This window comes from Sedimenticola selenatireducens, assembly GCF_963675335.2.
In the GTDB taxonomy this organism is placed as follows: Bacteria; Pseudomonadota; Gammaproteobacteria; order Chromatiales; family Chromatiaceae; genus Sedimenticola; species Sedimenticola selenatireducens.
The window spans coordinates 166,926-186,539 of the sequence record NZ_CAXXYC010000002.1 but is presented as its reverse complement, the minus strand read 5'-3'; the positions used below and the strand labels follow the sequence as shown (position 1 = coordinate 186,539).

General features: G+C 57.2%; 17 protein-coding genes. 13 read left to right on the top strand and 4 right to left on the bottom strand.

Annotated elements, in window-relative coordinates:
- Positions 1-13: 13 nt before the first annotated feature.
- The gene (locus ACHZBF_RS03365; protein WP_321527681.1) at positions 14-976 is read left to right on the top strand and encodes a YbgA family protein; all 963 of its coding nucleotides are present in this window, start codon (positions 14-16) and stop codon (positions 974-976) included.
- A gap of 66 nt (positions 977-1,042) precedes the next feature.
- Here ACHZBF_RS03365 and ACHZBF_RS03360 read toward each other — a convergent pair whose 3' ends face one another.
- Both ACHZBF_RS03360 and ACHZBF_RS03355 read right to left on the bottom strand, forming a co-directional pair.
- Positions 1,043-1,975 (bottom strand): DMT family transporter, encoded by a 933-nt coding sequence (locus ACHZBF_RS03360; RefSeq protein ID WP_029132777.1) that lies wholly within the window; start codon positions 1,973-1,975, stop codon positions 1,043-1,045.
- Positions 1,976-2,022: 47 nt separating this feature from the next.
- Positions 2,023-2,640, bottom strand: coding sequence for a LysE family translocator (locus tag ACHZBF_RS03355; protein ID WP_321527680.1), 618 nt, complete (start codon positions 2,638-2,640; stop codon positions 2,023-2,025).
- A gap of 233 nt (positions 2,641-2,873) precedes the next feature.
- On the opposite strand from ACHZBF_RS03355, the gene ACHZBF_RS03350 reads away from it, so the two are divergent.
- The 3 genes from ACHZBF_RS03350 to ACHZBF_RS03340 all read left to right on the top strand — a co-directional run bounded on the left by ACHZBF_RS03350 (position 2,874) and on the right by ACHZBF_RS03340 (position 7,424).
- Positions 2,874-4,106 carry an MFS transporter gene (locus ACHZBF_RS03350; RefSeq protein ID WP_321527679.1) on the top strand — a complete coding sequence of 411 codons (1,233 nt, stop codon included), beginning with the start codon at positions 2,874-2,876 and terminating at the stop codon, positions 4,104-4,106.
- A gap of 170 nt (positions 4,107-4,276) precedes the next feature.
- The gene (locus tag ACHZBF_RS03345; protein ID WP_321527678.1) at positions 4,277-6,454 is read left to right on the top strand and encodes a malate synthase G; all 2,178 of its coding nucleotides are present in this window, start codon (positions 4,277-4,279) and stop codon (positions 6,452-6,454) included.
- Positions 6,455-6,833: 379 nt separating this feature from the next.
- On the top strand, positions 6,834-7,424 hold the full coding sequence (locus ACHZBF_RS03340; protein ID WP_084609870.1) for a PEP-CTERM sorting domain-containing protein: 591 nt from the start codon (positions 6,834-6,836) through the stop codon (positions 7,422-7,424).
- A 471-nt stretch (positions 7,425-7,895) separates the two neighbouring features.
- Here ACHZBF_RS03340 and pckA read toward each other — a convergent pair whose 3' ends face one another.
- Positions 7,896-9,521, bottom strand: coding sequence for a phosphoenolpyruvate carboxykinase (ATP) (pckA, locus tag ACHZBF_RS03335; RefSeq protein ID WP_321527677.1), 1,626 nt, complete (start codon positions 9,519-9,521; stop codon positions 7,896-7,898).
- A gap of 524 nt (positions 9,522-10,045) precedes the next feature.
- Here pckA and ACHZBF_RS03330 point away from each other — a divergent pair.
- The 3 genes from ACHZBF_RS03330 to ACHZBF_RS03320 all read left to right on the top strand — a co-directional run bounded on the left by ACHZBF_RS03330 (position 10,046) and on the right by ACHZBF_RS03320 (position 12,499).
- Positions 10,046-10,630, top strand: a complete 585-nt coding sequence (locus tag ACHZBF_RS03330) for an RBBP9/YdeN family alpha/beta hydrolase (RefSeq protein WP_321527676.1) — start codon at positions 10,046-10,048, stop codon at positions 10,628-10,630.
- 393 nt (positions 10,631-11,023) lie between these two features.
- Positions 11,024-11,605, top strand: a complete 582-nt coding sequence (locus tag ACHZBF_RS03325; protein WP_029132783.1) for a beta-class carbonic anhydrase — start codon at positions 11,024-11,026, stop codon at positions 11,603-11,605.
- A 219-nt stretch (positions 11,606-11,824) separates the two neighbouring features.
- Positions 11,825-12,499 carry a VOC family protein gene (locus tag ACHZBF_RS03320; RefSeq protein WP_321527675.1) on the top strand — a complete coding sequence of 225 codons (675 nt, stop codon included), beginning with the start codon at positions 11,825-11,827 and terminating at the stop codon, positions 12,497-12,499.
- Between the two features lie 63 nt (positions 12,500-12,562).
- Here the strand turns inward: ACHZBF_RS03320 and cfa are convergent, their stop codons facing one another.
- Positions 12,563-13,759, bottom strand: a complete 1,197-nt coding sequence (cfa, locus tag ACHZBF_RS03315; protein ID WP_051301914.1) for a cyclopropane fatty acyl phospholipid synthase — start codon at positions 13,757-13,759, stop codon at positions 12,563-12,565.
- 285 nt (positions 13,760-14,044) lie between these two features.
- On the opposite strand from cfa, the gene ACHZBF_RS03310 reads away from it, so the two are divergent.
- The 6 genes from ACHZBF_RS03310 (at position 14,045) to ACHZBF_RS03285 (ending at position 19,613) form a co-directional block, all read left to right on the top strand.
- Complete coding sequence (locus tag ACHZBF_RS03310) at positions 14,045-15,355, top strand: NTP/NDP exchange transporter (RefSeq protein ID WP_029132785.1); 1,311 nt, start codon at positions 14,045-14,047, stop codon at positions 15,353-15,355.
- A gap of 20 nt (positions 15,356-15,375) precedes the next feature.
- Positions 15,376-16,284: an aldo/keto reductase gene (locus ACHZBF_RS03305; protein ID WP_394707544.1), complete on the top strand. Its 909-nt coding sequence runs from the start codon at positions 15,376-15,378 to the stop codon at positions 16,282-16,284.
- 110 nt (positions 16,285-16,394) lie between these two features.
- Positions 16,395-17,045 carry a class I SAM-dependent methyltransferase gene (locus ACHZBF_RS03300; protein WP_029132787.1) on the top strand — a complete coding sequence of 217 codons (651 nt, stop codon included), beginning with the start codon at positions 16,395-16,397 and terminating at the stop codon, positions 17,043-17,045.
- 172 nt (positions 17,046-17,217) lie between these two features.
- Entirely contained in the window at positions 17,218-18,327 is a 1,110-nt protein-coding gene (locus ACHZBF_RS03295; protein WP_029132788.1) for a methyl-accepting chemotaxis protein, read from the top strand.
- A gap of 9 nt (positions 18,328-18,336) precedes the next feature.
- Complete coding sequence (locus tag ACHZBF_RS03290; protein ID WP_029132789.1) at positions 18,337-18,822, top strand: hypothetical protein; 486 nt, start codon at positions 18,337-18,339, stop codon at positions 18,820-18,822.
- On the top strand, positions 18,819-19,613 hold the full coding sequence (locus ACHZBF_RS03285; RefSeq protein WP_051301915.1) for an EAL domain-containing protein: 795 nt from the start codon (positions 18,819-18,821) through the stop codon (positions 19,611-19,613). The genes ACHZBF_RS03290 and ACHZBF_RS03285 overlap by 4 nt, the downstream gene beginning before the upstream one ends.
- The last annotated feature ends 1 nt before the right edge of the window (position 19,614 follow it).

Genomic DNA, 19,614 nt, shown 5'->3' with positions numbered 1-19,614 from the left:
CCAATCCCCCTTCATGACAGATAAACCTTTCAGCCCGGTCACCATCGGCATCAGCAGTTGCCTGCTGGGGGAGAATGTACGCTATGACGGCGGCCACAAACGGGACCGTTTCATCACCGGTGAGCTCTCAAAATACATGCGATTTATTCCGGTCTGCCCAGAGATGGGCAGCGGCATGCCAACGCCCCGCCCTCCCATCCGACTGGTGGGCGACCCGGACAATCCCCGTGCCGTCGGCGTGGACAATCCGGACGTGGATGTGACTCGTCAGCTCCGGACATACTCGACAAAAGCGCTCGCCAACCTGGACGGCATCAGCGGCTACATACTGAAGAAGGACTCACCCAGCTGCGGCATGAAACGGGTCAAGGTGTATCCGGAACAGGGCGGTAGTGCCCAGCGTCAGGGTTCCGGCATCTTTGCCCACACGCTGATGAGCCATCTGCCTAACCTGCCGGTGGAGGATGAAGGCCGCCTCAACGACCCGGTGTTGCGGGAGAATTTCATCAACCGGGTATTCGTCTATCACCACTGGCAGCAGCTCACCGACGAAGGGCTGACGCCGGCCCGGCTGATCGACTTCCATGCCCGGCATAAATACCTGGTGATGGCCCACTCCCAGGCGGCTTACAAACGCATGGGGCGGTTGTTGTCGAATGTACCGAAAAATGCACTGAGGCGTATCAGCCAGGACTACTTCAGCGAGCTGATGAGCGCGCTACAGCGGCCGGTCAACCGCAAGGGTCACACCAATGTACTGCAACACATCATGGGTTACCTGAAGCGCAACATCGACACTCATGACAAGCAGGAACTGGGGGAGAGCATTGAGCGCTACCGGCAGGGCGAGATACCGCTGGTGGTGCCAATCACCCTGTTCCGGCACTATTTCCGGCTGCATCCCGATCCTTACATCTCCCGCCAGGTCTATCTGCAGCCTCATCCACAGAAGCTGGGGCTTCGAAATCAACTTTGAACAGATGGCAATCACAGCGCATCGTTGTGGAGATGCGCACGGAGCGCGGACCTTACACAATCGCGACTAGAGCTTTTCCTCAACTCCCGCTGGTAATTCTGTCCTGCCGGGCTGCGGCCGGTTCACCAGATAGATCCCCAGTCCGACAAACAGCAGCGCCACCAGCAACACCAGGGAGAGCGGTTCATCCAGTATCCAGTGCCCCGCCAGCACGCCGAACAGGGGGGTCAGAAAGGTGAAGGCGGAAAGGCGTCCGGCCGGATAGTGCCTGACCAACCAGAACCAGGCCAGATAGGTGACAAAGGCAACCCAGACTGCCTGGAACAGCAGGCTGCCCAGAATCAACGGAGTCATTTGTGTAATACCCGGCTCATCCACGACCCAGGCGGCACCCAACAGCAGGATGGCGGAAACACCGAGTTGATAGAGCAGAACCTTGCTCGGCGCCAGACTGCGCAGCACCGAAGCCTTGATTACCACCGTGGTTGATCCCCAGAGGATTGCGGCCGCCACCAGCATGCTATCACCGATCAGCATCTCCCTTGATGGAAAGGTGAATGATTCACCAAAGGCCAGCAGGATTCCGGCAAAGGCCCCCATCAGGCCGATCACCTGAACCCAGCGCAGCCGCTCACCCTCGACAAAATAGTGGGCGCCAATCGCCACGACAAAGGGTGAGAGATAGAGAAAAATCACGGCCCGCGAGGCGTTGGTAAACTCCAGTCCCCAGAAGATCAGCAGAAACTCGCCACCAAACAACAGTCCGGCCAGCACACCCCACCCGGCGGAGCCGTCCCGTTGCAGGATCGGGATACGGCGCAGCCACATCCAGGCCAGCAGCAGGACCGTTGCACCCAACGAACGGATACCGGCCTGAAAAAACGGCGATACACCGACGCCAGCCAGCTTGACCGCCACTTGTTGCAGTCCCCAACTGGCGCAGAGTACCAGCAGAATGGCCATCGCCAGCAAGTCAAGATGGGTCTTGCGATCAGGCATGCATCAAGCTCCGGTTTTGAATGGAGATTGGTTGACGAAAGGGTGGATCAGTGACGCAAACCAAGATATGTGCCGGCCGCCATCATAATGGAACCGGCCACTCGGTTGAGACCACGCATGGCCCTCTCGGAACGAAACTTTCTACGTGCCCAGGAGGCGGAGACTGCGATCAGCATCAGGCCCAGCATCAGTCCGACCAGGGCGATCAGCGACACGAGCACAATATCCTGCGCAGTTAACACGGACAGATCCATAAAGGTCGGTAGAAAAGCGATGTAGAACAGAATCACCTTCGGGTTGGAGGCGGAGATCAGAAAGCCCTGGATGAAACTCTTGAGCTGATCGCTCGATTTCAGGGTTGCGGCTTCCGTTGCCAGAGTGGGGCGGGCACGCCACATCTGCCAACCGAGATAGAGCAGATAAGCGGCACCCAGTATGCGTATCACGGTAAACAGCCCGCCCCAGTGTTCGGCGATGGCCGCCAGACCATAGCAGGCGAATACCAGGTAGATGATGTCGCTGATCGCCATCCCCAGTGACAGCGTGACGCAGGCTCCCGCACCCTCGGTCATGGCACGTGCCAGAATGGCAAACACCCCCGGGCCCGGGGTGATGGAGAAGATGAAGATGGCCACAAAAAAAGCCAGAGCACTTTCCGCCGACATGATTTTTTTACCGCTACCCCAGCAACTTGACTTGCCGAATCATAACCCATTTGCTTGGCCAGAACAGTCGCCAAAATGACAATCTACTCAGCGCCACAGCTGCGTATTACTGACGCCTGATCCGACACTGGCATTTTCAGTTGCAGATGAAATTAACCCTCGCCGGGCTCTGTTATTTATTCCGACTGGATCATGTACTATGTCGAATCCGTCGATCCCGAAAGGCATCCACCATGCGCGATCTCACTCCAGGCCCGAATACGCACAGCTGGCGCACACCACTACTGGTCATCGTCGCCGGCTGCCTGATCGCCATGATCGGCTTCGGCATCCGCTCGGTATTCGGTCTGTTTCTGGAGCCAATGACCCTGGCCCACGGCTGGAGCCGGGAGACCTTCGCCATCGCCATGGCGATCCAGAACCTGCTCTGGGGCATCGGTGTGCCGGTAGCCGGGGCGATGGCCGACCGCTACGGCCCGATGAGAGTGCTCTCCTTCGGTGCCCTGCTCTACGGCTTCGGCGTCTGGGGCATGGCCACCACCGGCAGCACTATGGGGCTGCATCTGTTTGGTGGCGTGCTGACCGGGCTCGGTATCGCCTTCTCTGCCTTCTCCATCGCCCTGGCCGCCATGGCCAAGGTGGTGGGGCCGGAACGGCGCACCCTGGTGCTGGGACTCGGCACCGCCGCCGGATCATTGGGACAGGTGGTCTTCTCCCCGCTCGGCCAGCAGTTCATTGCCGCCTTTGGCTGGCAGTCGGCCCTGCTGATCCTGGCCGCCACGGCGTTGTTGATTATTCCACTGGCCCTGGCACTGCCCGACAGCCATACTCATCAGGGTGAACCGGCGTTCGATCAGTCGCTCGGCGAGGCACTGCGGGAGGCGGCGGGACACCGCGGGTTCGTGTTGCTCACCACCGGTTTCTTCGTCTGCGGCTTTCATGTCGCCTTCATCACGGTCCACTTCCCCTCCTACGTGAAGGATCTGGGGCTGGCACCGGAGGTGGGCGCCTATGCGCTGGCCCTCATCGGCCTGTTCAATATCGCCGGCTCTTTTCTCTCCGGTGCTGTCGGCACCCGTTGGAGCAAGAAAGGCGGGCTCGCGTTCATCTACTTCAGCCGGGCGATTGTCATCACCGCGATGCTGCTGGCGCCAAAAACCGCCCTGACCATCTATTTGTTCGCCGCCGCCATGGGCATACTCTGGCTCTCCACCGTCCCTCTTACCTCCGGCATCGTGGCCCAGGTGTTCGGCGTGCGCTACATGGCCACCCTGTTCGGCATTGTCTTCTTCAGCCACCAGGTGGGCAGTTTCCTCGGTGTCTGGCTCGGTGGGCGTCTGTATGACACCACGGGTACCTACAACGCGGTGTGGTGGGCCGGCGTGGTACTGGGACTGCTGGCGGCCATTATCCATCTGCCGATCAACGAACGCCCACTGGCCCGGCTGGCGCCAGAGAGTAACTGAAAATAATTCCATATTTTCATGGGGTACATTCCATACACGATTTTGATAGACTGATTATTTACCGTTATCTCCTGAACCGGCGAATTTGTTTACAAAATACAGTGTGGGCACTCCGCACTGCGGGCATGAGTGACGGCATCCGTATTGATTAACTGCAACAAGGGCATTACATGACAGCACGCACACAGATCGGCGGCCTGCAAATCGCCAACGTGATCAAAGAGTTAGTAGAGAACAAGATCGCACCGGAAAGCGGTGTCAGCAGCGCAACCTTCTGGAGTGAACTGGAGAAGATTGTTAACGACCTGACCCCGAAAAACCGTGCCCTGCTGGCCAGGCGCGAGGAACTGCAGGCCCGGATCGACCAATGGCATCGGCAGCGGGCTGGCCAACCTCTGGATGCCGCGGCCTACAAGGCGTTTCTGATCGAAATCGGCTATCTGCTCCCGGAGGTCGCCGACTTCACTATCGAGACCGAAAATGTCGATCCGGAAATCGCCCAGATGGCCGGTCCCCAGTTGGTGGTGCCCATCAACAACGCACGCTATGCCCTGAATGCCACCAACGCCCGCTGGGGCAGCCTGTACGATGCCCTCTACGGCACCGATGCTATCGATCAGAGCGGCGACCTGGCAATTACCGCCGGCTACAATCCAACCCGCGGCGCCAAGGTGATCGAAACCGCACGCAATCTGCTGGATGAGGTGGTACCACTGGCGAGTGGCAGCCACAAGGACGCCACTGAATACCAGATCATTACCGGAAAACTGTCGGTGACCCTGAGTGATGACAGCCGTACCGGGCTGGCCCAGCCGGAAAAGCTGGTGGGCTTCAACGGTGACGCCGAGGCGCCCAGCGCCATCCTGCTGAAAAACAATGGTCTGCATATCGAGATCCAGATCGATCGTCAATCCATGATCGGCATGGAGGATGCCGCAGGCATCAAGGACCTGGTCCTGGAAGCGGCCATCACCACCATCCAGGACTGTGAGGATTCGGTCACCGCCGTGGATGCGGAAGACAAGGCCGTGGTCTACCGCAACATGCTGGGCCTGTTCATGGGAGACCTGACTGCCGAAATGGAGAAGGGCGGCAAGACGATCACCCGTCACCTGAATCCGGACCGCACCTATACCACCCCGGCTGGCGGCAGTCTGACCCTGCCGGGTCGCAGCCTGCTGTTCATCCGCAATGTCGGCCACCTGATGACCAACGAGGCAATCCTCGACCGCAACGGCGACGAGATCCCCGAAGGCATCCTGGACGGCATGATGACCGCATTGATCGCACTGCATGACCTGAAGGGCAACGGCAAATACCGCAATAGTCGCAGCGGCAGTATCTACATCGTGAAGCCGAAAATGCACGGACCGGAAGAGGTCGCCTTTACCTGCGAGCTGTTCAGCCGCATTGAGGATGCCCTGGGACTGTCACGCAACACCATGAAGGTCGGCATCATGGATGAGGAGCGTCGCACCACGGTCAACCTGAAAGCCTGCATCCAGGCGGCCAAAGAACGAGTGGTGTTCATCAACACCGGCTTCCTGGATCGCACCGGTGATGAGATCCACACCAGCATGGAGGCCGGCCCGGTGGCGCGCAAGGAAGCAATGAAACAGCTCCCCTGGATCAAGGCCTACGAGGACTGGAACGTGGACAACGGTCTGCGCTGCGGCCTGCGCGGCAAGGCGCAGATCGGCAAGGGTATGTGGCCCATCCCCGACCAGATGGCCAGCATGCTGCAGGCCAAGATCGCCCATCCCATGGCCGGCGCCAACACCGCCTGGGTCCCCTCGCCTACTGCCGCCACCCTGCACGCCATCCACTATCACAAGGTGAACGTGGCGGAGCGCCAGAATGAACTGGCGAAGCGTAAAATGGCCAGCCTGGATGAGATCCTGGATATTCCGCTGATGGGGGATCAAACCTACAGCGCCGAGGAGATCCAGCAAGAGCTGGACAACAACTCCCAGGGTATCCTCGGTTACGTCGTGCGCTGGATCGACCAGGGCGTGGGCTGCTCCAAGGTGCCCGACATCAACGACGTCGGCCTGATGGAGGACCGCGCCACCCTGCGCATTTCCAGCCAGCACATCGCCAACTGGCTGCGCCACGGCATCTGCTCGAAAGAGCAGGTGATGGAGACCCTGAAACGCATGGCCGCCGTGGTGGACCGGCAGAATGCCGGTGATCCGAACTACCGCAACATGGCACCCGATTTTGACGGAGTCGCCTTTGCCGCCGCCTGTGATCTGGTGTTCAAGGGTTGCGAACAGCCCAGCGGCTACACCGAGCCGGTACTGCACGCACGGCGGCGAGAGGCCAAGACGAAGTACGGTCAGCGCTAAACGACCCGACTGACCTTCGTCAGTCGTGAGAAGGTACACCGGTGTATGTCTTGGGCTGCACCGGTGTTGTTCGTTGCTTGATCGCCCGCCAAACACTTTTCAGTAGAATTGATCTGACTTACGTTGATTTTCAACAGACCGCGCCTTCGCCTGTCTTGCTCCTGGAAAGTGTCACAAGATTTTACAGCCGAGTCGATTCACGCTTGTGCCGATTGCACAAAACACCATATAACACTTTGTTTATTAAAAAGTTAATACCAACTAAAAATAAATGGCGCATTAATTGCTTAACTGCTGTGTTAGTGTAGTGGTTTAAGGAATCTTCATTAGCCGCAAGCACAATAATAACTTTCTAACTCAAGCAAGGAAGATCAAAACCATGAAAAAAACGCTCCTCTTAGCTGCGGCTACAGCACTCTCAATGACTTCGTTTGCGTCACACGCTCTCCTGATCACACAGACACAGGCCCTGACTGCCGATGGTCAGGACATGATTTTCAACTTCAACGCACTGCCGGCAACCAGCGGCCCCGGGATCATCTCTATTGCTCCCGCGCAGGGCCAGGGTACGTTGGGTCTCGATCTCAGCGGCGCCTTCCCAGCAGAGGATGAAAATTTTGAGGTCATCTTTGATGGCCTGTCACAGGGCTTCTACAGCTGCGGTGGACCTTCCAACAACGGCTCAACTCCCATTGCCGGTGCTGTGGACAATTCGGGCAACTTCAACAACTGCGATTTTTCACTGCCATTCAACCTGAGCCAAGTCGCAATGGAGACCCTTCTTATTGACAACAGCATATCCGTCGGCGTGCTGTTTGGTGATGACGTATCGACCTTCGGCGATGGGGATCTGGTCACCGTTTCGATTAGTTACGAATCAGTCCCGGTCCCGGCCACTCTGGCACTAATAGGTCTTGGCCTCGTGGGTATGGGTTACCAGAAACGGCGTCGCAGCAATCTTTCCGCATAAAGCAGGAGAACGATAGATCAACTGACAAGACAACCCGCCAGGGAGAATCCTGACCGGTTGTCTTGTCAGGCGGCATCCGCACGTTAAAGGGTGAACAAATCCGTAACTCAGATACTGCCTTGTGATCAGTACCGAACACGGATAGAACTCGCCTGCCCCCTAAACCCCAGGAGCAATCGGGGAAACATCAACAGGCTGTTCGCGCAGTATCGGCGGATGGCAGGCTCCGGGCAGCGGCCCGTACTGAAGAAGTGGCTGCATATGCATTCTCCCTATCCGGCCGAGCCACAAGCGCAACCGGCCTCTTTCGGGATCGGGAAATCGGTGCAAACAGAACCCCTGGATAAAGATGCCAGCCCCCAACCGCCGTGAGGCACAAATCAAAATACCCAACGATTATCCGGCGATCCCTAGCCATAGTGGCAACGAGTGCGGATAGACAATGCCCGTCTCCACCTGCGTATCCTCGAATCAGTCGATCTGCGGACCGGCAGCCACCAGGCGTTTGCCCTCGGCGGTATCGGTATAGCGGCCGAAGTTTTCGGCGAACAGGTAGGCAAGATCCTGTGCCTTGCGGTTCCACTCCTCCACATCACTGTAGGTTTTGCGGGGATCCAGAATGCCGCTATCACAGCCGGGGAGTTCGGTCGGCACTTGCAGATTGAACACAGGGATGGTTTTGCTCGCTGCATGCTCAATCGAGCCATCCAGAATCGCATCGATAATGACGCGAGTGTCCTTGATGGAGATGCGCTTGCCGGAACCGTTCCAGCCGGTATTCACCAGATAGGCGGTCGCTCCCACCGCCTGCATGCGCTTGACCAGCTCCCTGGCGTACTTGGTGGGGTGCAGTTTCAGGAAGGCCGCACCAAAACAGGCGGAGAAAGTCGGGGTCGGCTCTGTAATGCCGCGCTCGGTACCCGCCAGTTTGGCGGTGAATCCCGACAGGAAGTGATATTCGGTCTGATCCGGGGTCAACCTGGAGACCGGGGGCAGCACACCGAAGGCATCAGCGGTCAGGAAGATCACCTTCTTGGCATGGCCCGCCTTGGAGACCGGTTTGACAATATTCTCGATGTGATAGATCGGGTAACTGACCCGGGTATTCTCGGTCCTTGAGCCGTCGCTGAAATCGATCTTGCCGCTCTCATCGACAGTGACATTCTCCAGCAGGGCATCGCGCTTGATGGCATGGTAGATGTCCGGTTCGTTCTCCTCGCTCAGGTTGATGGTCTTGGCATAACAGCCACCCTCGAAGTTGAAGATGCCGTCATCATCCCAGCCGTGTTCATCGTCACCGATTAACGCCCTTTTCGGGTCGGCCGACAGGGTGGTCTTGCCGGTTCCGGAGAGACCGAAGAAGATGGCCACATCTCCCTTCTCACCCACATTGGCGGAACAGTGCATGGAGGCGATACCACGCAGCGGCAGCAGGAAGTTCATCACCGAGAACATACCCTTTTTCATCTCGCCGCCGTACCAGGTACCCCCGATCAGCTGCATCTTTTCGGTCATATTGAAGGCTACAAAGTTCTCGCTGTTGAGACCCTGACGTTCCCAATTGGGATTGGTTGTCTTGGCTCCATTCAGCACCACGAAATCAGGTTTGAAGTTCTTTAGCTCCTCCTCGCTGGGGCGGATGAACATGTTCTTCACGAAATGCGCTTGCCACGCCACCTCGGTAATAATGCGTACACCAAGTCGGGTATTCACATTGGCCCCGCAGAAGGCATCCACCACGAATAACCGCTTGTTCGAGAGTTGCTTGGTCACCAGGGTCTTCAACTCCCCCCACGTTTCCTGCGAGAGCATCTTATTGTCATTCTTGCCCTGATGTGACCACCAGAGGACATCGCCAGTCATGGCGTCACTGACGATGTACTTGTCTTTCGGAGAACGACCGGTAAAGATTCCTGTATTGACGTTTACAGCACCCAGTTCGGTAACCACACCCCGCTCGTACCCTTCGAGGTCCGGACGCGTCTCCTCCTCGAACAACAGCTCATAGGAGGGGTTGTGCACGATCTCCGCCACGTCGGTGATGCCGTACTGACTGAGATCCACTTTGACTGAAAGGTCGCTGATCGCCATATCCATACTATCTCCTGAAGCTATATCTTAATATTGGGAAATCGGGTACATATTCCACGCGGAGTTGCAGCACCCCACTGCACTGAAGCTCCCGCTGTCGCAAGTACCCCAATCGAGCTGCTGAAGCATCCACCCGTCAACTTGCGTTACAGTTGTTAATGTATAAATCACTGTTAATACAATCAGATAAAACTCACCACCACGCTGAACCTCAGTTACCTGGATGTTTCATTCAGTCCCAGCCCCTAATTTCGGTACCACTTAAACAAGAATAGCCGCTCCTTCCACCCTTGCCGGGTGACGGGAATGTCTCATCTGTTAGTGCAGGACTGGCTGGCCTTAATAGAAAGTAAAACTCTAATAATAAATTATGCTTATAAGGTCATTATGTTACAGGCTTGTACTCAGAACAAGACTTGAACCGTCATAACAGAATAGACTGACGACATAGCCAACCATTCTTTTCCGTCATTTCCCGGCGGCCTATACTCGGTCACACACCTTGAACGGCTTTGTGATCCAACCCAACCATGACAACTGACAGCACTATTCACCACATTATTGTTCCCGGCTATGGCAACTCCGGCGCAGAGCACTGGCAGACCTGCTGGCAACGGCGACTACCCAACAGCCGCCGCACCCAACCCGCCAGCTGGGACTTCCCCGAGCATGATGACTGGATCGCCGCGCTGGACCGGGAAATCACCGCCACCGAGGGACCGATTATCCTGATCGCCCACAGCCTGGGCACCATCACCGTGGCTGAATGGGCCAGTGAACACCCCGGTGACAGGATCATCGGCGCCCTGCTGGTCGCCATCCCCGACGTCCAGCGACCCGATCTCCCGGATGCCATCCAGGGCTTCGCCAACCCAAGACTCAGCCCGCTGCCTTTCCCTTCCATCGCGGTTTTAAGCAGCGACGACCCCTACTGCGCCCTGAAACGCGGACGATTGTTCGCCGAGCAGCTCGGCGCTCGTATAGAAACCCTCGGCGACTACGGCCACATCAATCACGAATCAGGACTGGGTGAATGGGAAGAGGGTCTGAAGTGGCTGGATGAACTGGGTGCGACGGCAGCCCGACATCACCCTGTACAGGAGACCGCCGACTAAACCAAACCTTCGGCGACAGAGTTGTATGTCTCCTTTGTACCGGCTAGTCGGACAGCAATTTCCACACCTCATCAAGATCTATTTCAGATAACGCCTTGCAGACAACCCGACCCGCACCCGTTGCCTTTCTCAATTCCCGCCGAAACTCCCTTCACCACCCGGCGTCAATTGTTCCTATACTGATGGTTGTTGGTACTGACCTTCCATTTCCCACGATCATGGAGTGGAACCAGTTCACTAACGACCTATATATACGAACCATACAAAGGGGCCGGCAAGTTGGACGTTGGCATTCAGCCAGTTGCAGCCTGCCCCGGGTTGGCCTTCAGGTTCCGGATACCACCGCTGGGGAACCTGACGGAACAGGATGCGGTTAACCGGAGGAGCGGGAAAATGAGTAAAACCGTTAAAGAGGTGATATCAGCTAATGCTGCTTATGTCGCGAACTTTGGCGACAAGGGAGAGTTGCCCATGCCGCCCGGGCGTAAGTTTGCCATATTGACTTGTATGGATGCCCGGCTGGACCCGGCAAAATATGCCGGCCTGTCCGAGGGCGATGCCCATGTCATCCGTAACGCAGGCGGCAGGGCCAGCGATGATGCGATTCGCTCCCTGGTGATCTCCTATAAACTGCTTGGGACCCGGGAGTGGTTTGTCATCCACCACACTGACTGCGGTATGGAGACATTTACCAATGAGATCATGGGGGATCTGCTGTCACGCAGCCTGAAATCCGCCAGCATCGATGCGAGCGGCTGGCATGACAGCAATGCGGGCGGCGGAACCACCGATGGCAAGTACATCAACTGGCTGACTATCAGTGACAATGCAAAGAGCGTGGTGGAGGATGTACAGCGTATCAGGAGCAGCCCCATGGTACCCTCGGATATCCCGATCTACGGTTATATCTACGATTGCAAAACCGGAAAATTGATGGAAGTCCCTGAGGCAACCACTGCGGGCAAGGCCAGTTAAGGCCCCCTCCTTTATTATGCCCCTGCGGGAAGTTGCTCGGTTCTTCCGGCAGCTTTCCGCAACTGTTGAATCCGGTCAACCGGGCGATACCACAATGGTAATAAAACAAGGCGTCATTGCCAGGGTTTTGTTAAGGGTGGATATTCTGACCGGGATGGATACCTGCAGCGCGCGAAGCATGATCAATGATGAATGCAAGAAACGGCATTGGGACAGCTCATGGGCACGCGAATAGACCATCTCGTCATAGGTGCGTCGAATCTTGAACAGGGAGCCGCCTATGTTAAAGAACAGTTGGGCGTTGATATCCCCTACGGCGGTGCACACGATACGATGGGCACCCACAATCACCTGATGCGGCTTGGCGATGAACTGTTTCTCGAAGTCATTGCCTTAAATCCCAACAGGGAACCGCCGAACAGACCCCGCTGGTACGGTCTGGATGACCCCCATGTCCGACAGTCGCTGTATAACCGCCCCGCCTTGTTGTCCTGGGTCGTCAATACGGAAAATATCAACAAGTTGCTGCAGAAAACCCGGGGTGCGTTTGGCGAGGCCACCTTAATCAGCCGAGGCAAACTGAGCTGGTATTTTGGACTGCCGGACGACGGACGTCTTCTGGCGGGTGGAATGTTACCCTACATTATTGATTGGCAGGTCGATTCACACCCGGCCAAACAGATGGCGGATGCGGGGTGCCGGTTTCAGGGCCTGGATATCTATCACCCTTATCCGGCATGGCTGGATTCTATTCTGGAGTCCATCGGCGCCGCGGATCTGGCACGAATACATCCACTCCCCAAAAACAGCCAGGCGTTTCTGGAAGCCCATATTGAAACACCCTCCGGCCCGCGTGTATTGAGAAGCCACGCTGGATTCTGGAGTACGGAATAAACTCGGCGGTCACTTCGCGGAACAGACTCTGTCATGTACAAACTGATAAAGCCCTGCTGCCCCTCAACGCAGTGAACGATAGGTTGCGGGACGCTTGCGCTTGGTGAGAACCAGTTGCCACAGGTGCCCCTGACGGGAGCGGAAAAAACCGGCACAACTGTGCAGATAGTATTTCCACATGCGGTAAAAACAGGCGTCATAGCGCGCCCTCAACGACGGCCAGGCGGCATCAAATCGTTTCCACCACGCCATCAGGGTGCGATCATAGTCCCCGCCAAAATTATGCCAATCCTCCAGCACGAAGTACGGTTGGAAGGCCGTAGCAAGACGTTGCGGCGACGGAATTTTTCCATTCGGGAAAATGTACTTGTCGATCCAGGGATCGGTGACGGTGCTGTCAGCGTGCTCGCCGATGGTGTGTAGCAGAAAAATACCCTGGTCATTGAGCACGCGGTTGATGGTTTCGAAATAGGCCGTGTAATTCTTCGGTCCAACATGCTCGAACATACCAACCGATACCACCCGGTCATAGCATCCCTTGAGATCCCGGTAATCCATCAGTTCAAGACGCACCGGCAGGCCACGGCAGCGTTCCCGCGCCAGGATCAACTGCTCGCGGGAGACGGTGATGCCGTCAACCGTCACACCGTAATGTTCAGCAGCATGCCGGGCCAAACCACCCCAACCAAAGCCGACATCCAACAGGCGCAATCCGGGTCGCAGATTCAGTTTGCGACAGATGAGGTCCAGTTTGGCCCGTTGCGCCTGTTGCAGATTATCCGCCCGGGCCCAGTAACCGCAGCTATAGCTCATGGTTGGATCAAGCATGGCGGTATAAACATCATTGCCGATATCATAATGCCGCTCACCAACCTGGAATGCGCGTCGGCGTGACTGACGGTTGAACAGGATATTCTTCAGCAGGGCCGAGAGCCAGCGTAGCCGGGTGCGACGGTTGACCCGCTGCTCCACATCCCTCGAGAGCAACCGGCTGATGGTTTCATCGAGTCGTTGCGAAGTCCACAGACCTTCGACAAAGGTTTCACCGAACCCCAGTGATCCCTGCATCAAAATCCGCCGGTAGACCGATGGGTGGAACACCTGGATATCCCACGGCCGGTTACCGTTGAAGCGTACATCGGCCTCGGCAGCCAGATCACGCAGAACTCGGGGTGGTGAGGGGCGTTGTTCCGTATTCCCGCCATTATTGAACCAGTGAGCCGATGACCCGCCGGAAATAAGATCTCCTATCTCAACCATTGGCCTCCTCCCAATACGATCCACACAGGGATCGATACAGAATCGGAATAGAATTCAGCACTGCTGATTACAAATATAGCCGATTCAAGCGAGGACAATAGTCGTCTGCGGGGGCTGCCTTTCTCCCCCCGCCAGATCAGCACCGGGGCGCCGGCAACCACCGACACGAAACATGCCTTGATCCACCAATAGTGTCCGATTGCTTGGGCACCGGCTATAGTTAGAAAAATCGGCAGACCGGTCGGATTACCCAATCCCTCTCAACCCTTCCCGCAAGGAGCGGAAATGTCCCGAAATCAATCACGCATCCACAGCCTGTTGCTCAGATCCGTTCAGGTCGAACCGGCTGAAGTAACGGCGCTGTTATGGTCATTCAGCTACTTCTTTGCCCTGCTGTGCAGTTACTACATCGTCCGACCGATGCGCGATGAGATGGGCATACTGGGTGGTGTGGAGAACTTGCAGTGGTTATTTACCGGCACGCTTATCGCCATGACAGCAGCGGTCCCGCTGTTTGGTTGGGTCAGTTCCCGCTTTCCCCGTCGCCGCTTTCTACCTTACGTCTACGGCTTTTTCATTCTGGTGATGCTGCTGTTCTATCTATTGATGGATGAGCATCGGGCTACTCCCTATGTGGCACGGGCCTTTTTTATCTGGGCCAGCGTGTTCAATCTGTTCGTGGTCTCCGTTTTCTGGAGTTTCATGACAGACATCTACGCCAATAACCAAGCACGCCGTCTGTTCGGATTCATTGCCGCTGGCGGCACTCTGGGAGCACTGACCGGCCCAGCCCTGACCACACTGCTGGTACAGCCGCTGGGGGCAAGAAACCTGCTGCTGGTTTCCGCCCTTCTGCTCTCCTGGGCCATTTTCTGCATTGCCAGGCTGTCGAACTGGTCGGCGGACAACCCAACCAATCACGACACACCCGTCACAGCAGCCGAAAACCAGTCACTGGGCGGTGGCATCTGGGCCGGCATCACTTTGGTTGCGCGTTCGCCCTATCTGCTGGGGATCTGCCTGTTGATGCTGCTGTTCACCACATTGGCGACCTTCCTCTATCTGATGCAGGCACAGATTGTACGGGACGCGTTTGCCGATTCAGCGCAACGCACCGCAGTATTTGCCGCGATCGATCTGACAGTCAATGGACTGACGCTGCTACTGCAACTGTTCCTTACCAGCAGGCTGATTAAATGGTTCGGACTGGCCATGGTACTGGCCATTGTGCCACTCCTGCTCAGCGCCGGATTCACCCTCCTTGGCATCGCGCCGGTACTGACAGTCCTACTGGTGGTACAAGTGATCCGACGCGCCGGTAATTACGCCATCATGCGTCCGGCCCGGGAAATGCTCTACGTCGTATTGACCAGGGAGGAGAAGTACAAGGCGAAGAATCTGATCGACACGGTGGTTTATCGAACCGGCGACGCTGTGAGCGCCTGGATCTATGCCGGCATGCGCGGCCTCGGCATGAACCTCGCCGGAATTGCCATGATCGCGATACCGCTGGCGCTTGTCTGGGCCGGGATCGCTTTTTCCCTGGGGCGGCAACAGGTGAAGCTGGCCGAAGCCCCTTGTCCTGAAGAGGTATAGAAATGCCACAACTATCCAGCATGAATCGGCGCCGGTTTATCCAGGCCGCCACCAGCCTGACCGCTGCCCTGCTCCTGCCCGGCACAACAGCGGCACAGCCACAAACAATCCGCAAGGCCATCCCCTCAAGCGGTGAGCTGTTACCGGTAATCGGCCTGGGGACTTCGCGCACCTTCGAGGCCGGAGGCAGCAGCGCACTTCTCATGCAGTTACAGGAGGTTATGCAGGCCTTTTTTGACATGGGGGGTGGCATGATCGACTCATCGCCCATGTATGGCTCGGCCCAGCGGGTGATCGGCCAACTACTGCCCAGGATGACGGGTGACAGGAATCTGTTTGCCGCCACCAAGGTGTGGACCGATGGCCGCGACAGCGGCATCCGGCAGATGGAGGATTCCCGGCAACAGTGGGGTATTCAGCGCTTCGATCTGATGCAGATCCACAACCTGGTGGACTGGGAGACCCACCTGGAGACCCTGCAGCAGATGAAGGCGGATGGGGCCATTCGCTATCTCGGCATCACCACCTCGCACGGCCGTTATCACAGCGCACTGCAGGATATCCTGCAGCGACACAGCTTTGATTTTGTGCAACTCACCTACAATCTGGGAAACCGGGAAGCCGAGTCACGGCTGCTGCCCATTGCCCGGGAGCGGGGTATTGCAGTAATTGCCAATCGTCCATTTCAGCGCGGCAGCCTGTTTCGCCGGGTAAAGGGTAAACCGCTCCCCGCTTGGGCGGCCGAGTTCGACTGCGCCAGCTGGGGGCAATTCTTCCTGAAGTTTACTGTCTCCCATCCCACGATCACCTGCGCCATACCGGCCACCACCAAGTTGAAACACCTGCAGGACAATATGTTGGCCGGGCGGGGCCGGCTGCCCAGTGCCGAGCAGCGCAAGCAGATGATCGACTACTTTGAATCAATCTGACAGCGGCGGATAATTTAGCTAAACCGCTGGAATACCTGTACAGTGCAGGCTCCTCATACGTCGAATAGCCTTGGTTAATCGTGCGTCTTAACCGAACCCGGCGATTTCCCATGACCCCGATGCGCGTACGCTACCAGACCATAGAGTTTGGTGACCTTGATATCCACCTGCGCACCTTGCGCGACCGGCAACAGTTCCTCGATGTTGACGGGGCAGCGGAAAAGCTGGGCATCTCCTCCGCCCTGTGGCCTCTATTCGGCGTGGTCTGGGACTCCAGTGAGGTGCTCGCACACCATATGCTTGATTACCAGATTGGCGGCAAACGGATTCTTGAAGTGGGTTGCGGCATTGCATTGGCCAGCCTGGTACTGAACCACCGACAGGCGGATATCACCGCCACCGACTATCACCCGGAAGCGGAAAATTTTCTGGCGGAAAATGTCCTGTTGAACGAGGGAAACAAGATCCCTTTTGTGCGTACCGCCTGGGAAGATGCGGAGAGCGACCTGGGCGAATTTGACCTGCTCATCGGCAGTGATCTGCTGTATGAACGCACTCATGCCGAGCTGTTGTCCGGTTTCATTGATCAGCATGCCAAGACACATTGCGAAGTAGTACTGGTTGATCCGGGACGTGGCAATCACGCGCGCTTCAGCAGACAGATGGTGAGTTTGGGCTACACTCACCGCCAGGATAAACCGGAAAACTCCGACTATCTATCACGACCGTTTCGCGGTCAGATTCTGAGTTATAGCCGCTAGCTGCAGCCCCGGGCAGATCCAACCCAGCACGCGCTTCAGACACTCCACACCAACAGGATTACGGCCGTCTTGCGGCGGTACCTGGATGCGTGGGATTTATAAGTTGCATTTTATATGCACATTAAATTAGGATAACCACAACAACAACGAGCTATTAATGGAGGAGTGGTCCATGAGCATTTTCGCGCCCCTTATGTCACGTATGAGCAGACAGGTCCCGTCTCCTGCACAGCGACTGGAAGATCAACTGGAACTGCTGCGTGACGAACTGGAACTCAGCCGCAATCAGTCCCGCGAGCAACAGCAGCTGGCCGAGGAGCGGGAACTCGCCCTGTGTAAGGAGCGGGAGACCAGGGCCTACTATGAGTCGGAACTCCAGTCACTCTCCCTGCGCATGCGCAGGATGCGCAAATCCTTCGAGTGGCTGGATGAAAACCTGCTTAAAAGCAGCTCTGCCATCGGGGAAGCGGTCATTGTCTCACGCGGCGCCAAGGAGCGAATTGAACAGCTGGCCACCGAACTGACCGGTCTGACGCAGTTACAGGGACAACAGCTCTCCACCTTCGAGGGCCTGTTCGGTGAGATCCGCCAGATCTCCACTATCGTTGGTAATATCAGCAAAATAGCCGAGCAGACCAATCTGCTCTCCCTGAACGCCGCCATCGAAGCCGCCCGGGCGGGTGAGCATGGTCGGGGCTTTACCATTGTCGCGGGCGAAGTGCGCACCCTCTCCTCAACCACCGGTGCCTCGGCCAAGCAGGCCGATGGCTTCCTTAAAGGGCTGGCCGCCACCTCGACAGAACTGGGTGAGATCAACCGTACATTGTCGACCAACGTGGACGGCATCGCCCGGGGTACCGTCAACACCCTGGACGACCTGGGCGCCCAGCTGGAGCGGATCAGCGCCACCCAGGCCGACCTGGAGAGCGCCAACTGGCGCTCCAAGCTGGAGTTGGCGATGATCGACGAGACCTTCCTGCGCAACGATATCATTACCTATGTCAACCACCCCACCGGGGAGAGCCTTTCCAACATTCCCTCCTCCCGGGAGTGTGGTATCGGCAAGTGGTACTATGCGGATGAGATCCGGCAACGGTTTCGCGGAGACAGGCTGTTCATCGCCCTGGAAGAGCCGCACGACCGGGTTCATGAGCATGCGGAACACGCCGTGACACTAACCGATCAGGGCGATCATAAAGGCGCCCAGGAACAGATCAGTCTGATGGAGTCACAATATCTGACGGTCGAAAGAATCCTGCTTGAGCTGGTCTCGAACAGCTAGGTGGTGAACATGGAACGTCCACTGGTTTGTCAACACCTCACCGCCTCACTGACCGGTCCCGAACACCTGGCGGATTGGTCCCGGGTGCTGTTGCGGCATCATCGGGATATTCAGACAGAGATTGAACAGATTGTTCAATTGCTGAAACATCCACGCTGTCATCTGCACCGGATAGAGGCACGCCTGAGGCGTTTAAGTCGTGCCGTACTGATGCACCTGGAGCTGGAGGCCTGTTTTCTCGATCCCGCGGTACGGGAGGTTTCCGGCTCCGATGGAGAGAAACTGCAGGGTCTGCGCGCCGGCTATGAGAGCCTGCGAAAGGCGGTCATGGCAACTGCCGATTTCCTGCAGCGGGAGAAACTGAGCCACCCCGCCCTGACACTCAGCGCTGAACAGCAGGATGCCATCACCCACTTGATGAACGAAATCCATGCCCGGCTGGAGGCCGAGGACCGGGATTACCAGCAGTTTCGCGAGGGTTGGACATGCACATGAAATTACGCCTGGGCGAACAAGACCTGGTACTCAACTGGCACCAGCAGGGGCTGGTCGCCGGCGCCCTGAACGGACTGTATGGCCGGGAAATCCTGACCCGGGCCTATTGCGCCGAGTCGGATGCGCCGGTATCACCGCAGGTACTCTTCTCTCTGCTGAAGATGCAACCGCAACGCCTGCTGGAACTGACCGTCCGGCAGATTCAGGACGTGATCGCACTGGATAGTCAGTGGCGGTTCGATGGGTCGCTCTGGTTCAATCTGGCCGGAGAGCTGTTGAAAGATGACCGCCTGTTTGGGTCACTTCTGGAATCCACCCTGCAAGCGTTGCCGCCAGCCCGGCGGCGGCGCATCGTGCTGGAGGTGGCGGAAGATGTAGTCGACAGCTCATTGATTCTGGAGCGGGTACACACCCTGCGCCGCCAGGGATTTCTCGTAGCGATGGATGATTTCGGCGCTGGCTACTCCAACCTGGGACGCTTGCACGAGGGGGGATTCGATATCATCAAGCTCGACCTCGGGTTGATACGGGACGTGCCAGAGCGGATCTGGGCAGCCAATTTCTATCGTGAAGTGGTGGATCTGGCCGCCTCCAGCGGCAGCCTGGTGGTGGCCGAGGGGATCGAGCATCAAACCCAGTCGGACTTCGTCCGCTGGGCCGGCGTGGATATCATTCAGGGCTTTCTCTACTCCCGGCCACAACCGTTGCTGAGTGAACCCAACGGCGGACTGCCCCATCCAGTCGGTTCTCCCCGGCAGCAGGAAGCGGCTGCCCTGTTGATGTGCAGTTAAC

Coding starts and splice junctions, on each gene's coding strand:
- ACHZBF_RS03320 (WP_321527675.1), top strand. CDS start 11,825: ATGGGCACGCGAATAGACCATCTCGTCATAGGTGCGTCGAATCTTGAA.
- ACHZBF_RS03340 (WP_084609870.1), top strand. CDS start 6,834: ATGAAAAAAACGCTCCTCTTAGCTGCGGCTACAGCACTCTCAATGACT.
- ACHZBF_RS03310 (WP_029132785.1), top strand. CDS start 14,045: ATGTCCCGAAATCAATCACGCATCCACAGCCTGTTGCTCAGATCCGTT.
- ACHZBF_RS03360 (WP_029132777.1), bottom strand. CDS start 1,975: ATGCCTGATCGCAAGACCCATCTTGACTTGCTGGCGATGGCCATTCTG.
- ACHZBF_RS03365 (WP_321527681.1), top strand. CDS start 14: ATGACAGATAAACCTTTCAGCCCGGTCACCATCGGCATCAGCAGTTGC.
- ACHZBF_RS03300 (WP_029132787.1), top strand. CDS start 16,395: ATGACCCCGATGCGCGTACGCTACCAGACCATAGAGTTTGGTGACCTT.
- ACHZBF_RS03305 (WP_394707544.1), top strand. CDS start 15,376: ATGAATCGGCGCCGGTTTATCCAGGCCGCCACCAGCCTGACCGCTGCC.
- ACHZBF_RS03285 (WP_051301915.1), top strand. CDS start 18,819: ATGAAATTACGCCTGGGCGAACAAGACCTGGTACTCAACTGGCACCAG.
- ACHZBF_RS03345 (WP_321527678.1), top strand. CDS start 4,277: ATGACAGCACGCACACAGATCGGCGGCCTGCAAATCGCCAACGTGATC.
- ACHZBF_RS03295 (WP_029132788.1), top strand. CDS start 17,218: ATGAGCATTTTCGCGCCCCTTATGTCACGTATGAGCAGACAGGTCCCG.
- ACHZBF_RS03290 (WP_029132789.1), top strand. CDS start 18,337: ATGGAACGTCCACTGGTTTGTCAACACCTCACCGCCTCACTGACCGGT.
- ACHZBF_RS03355 (WP_321527680.1), bottom strand. CDS start 2,640: ATGTCGGCGGAAAGTGCTCTGGCTTTTTTTGTGGCCATCTTCATCTTC.
- cfa (WP_051301914.1), bottom strand. CDS start 13,759: ATGGTTGAGATAGGAGATCTTATTTCCGGCGGGTCATCGGCTCACTGG.
- ACHZBF_RS03325 (WP_029132783.1), top strand. CDS start 11,024: ATGAGTAAAACCGTTAAAGAGGTGATATCAGCTAATGCTGCTTATGTC.
- ACHZBF_RS03350 (WP_321527679.1), top strand. CDS start 2,874: ATGCGCGATCTCACTCCAGGCCCGAATACGCACAGCTGGCGCACACCA.
- pckA (WP_321527677.1), bottom strand. CDS start 9,521: ATGGATATGGCGATCAGCGACCTTTCAGTCAAAGTGGATCTCAGTCAG.
- ACHZBF_RS03330 (WP_321527676.1), top strand. CDS start 10,046: ATGACAACTGACAGCACTATTCACCACATTATTGTTCCCGGCTATGGC.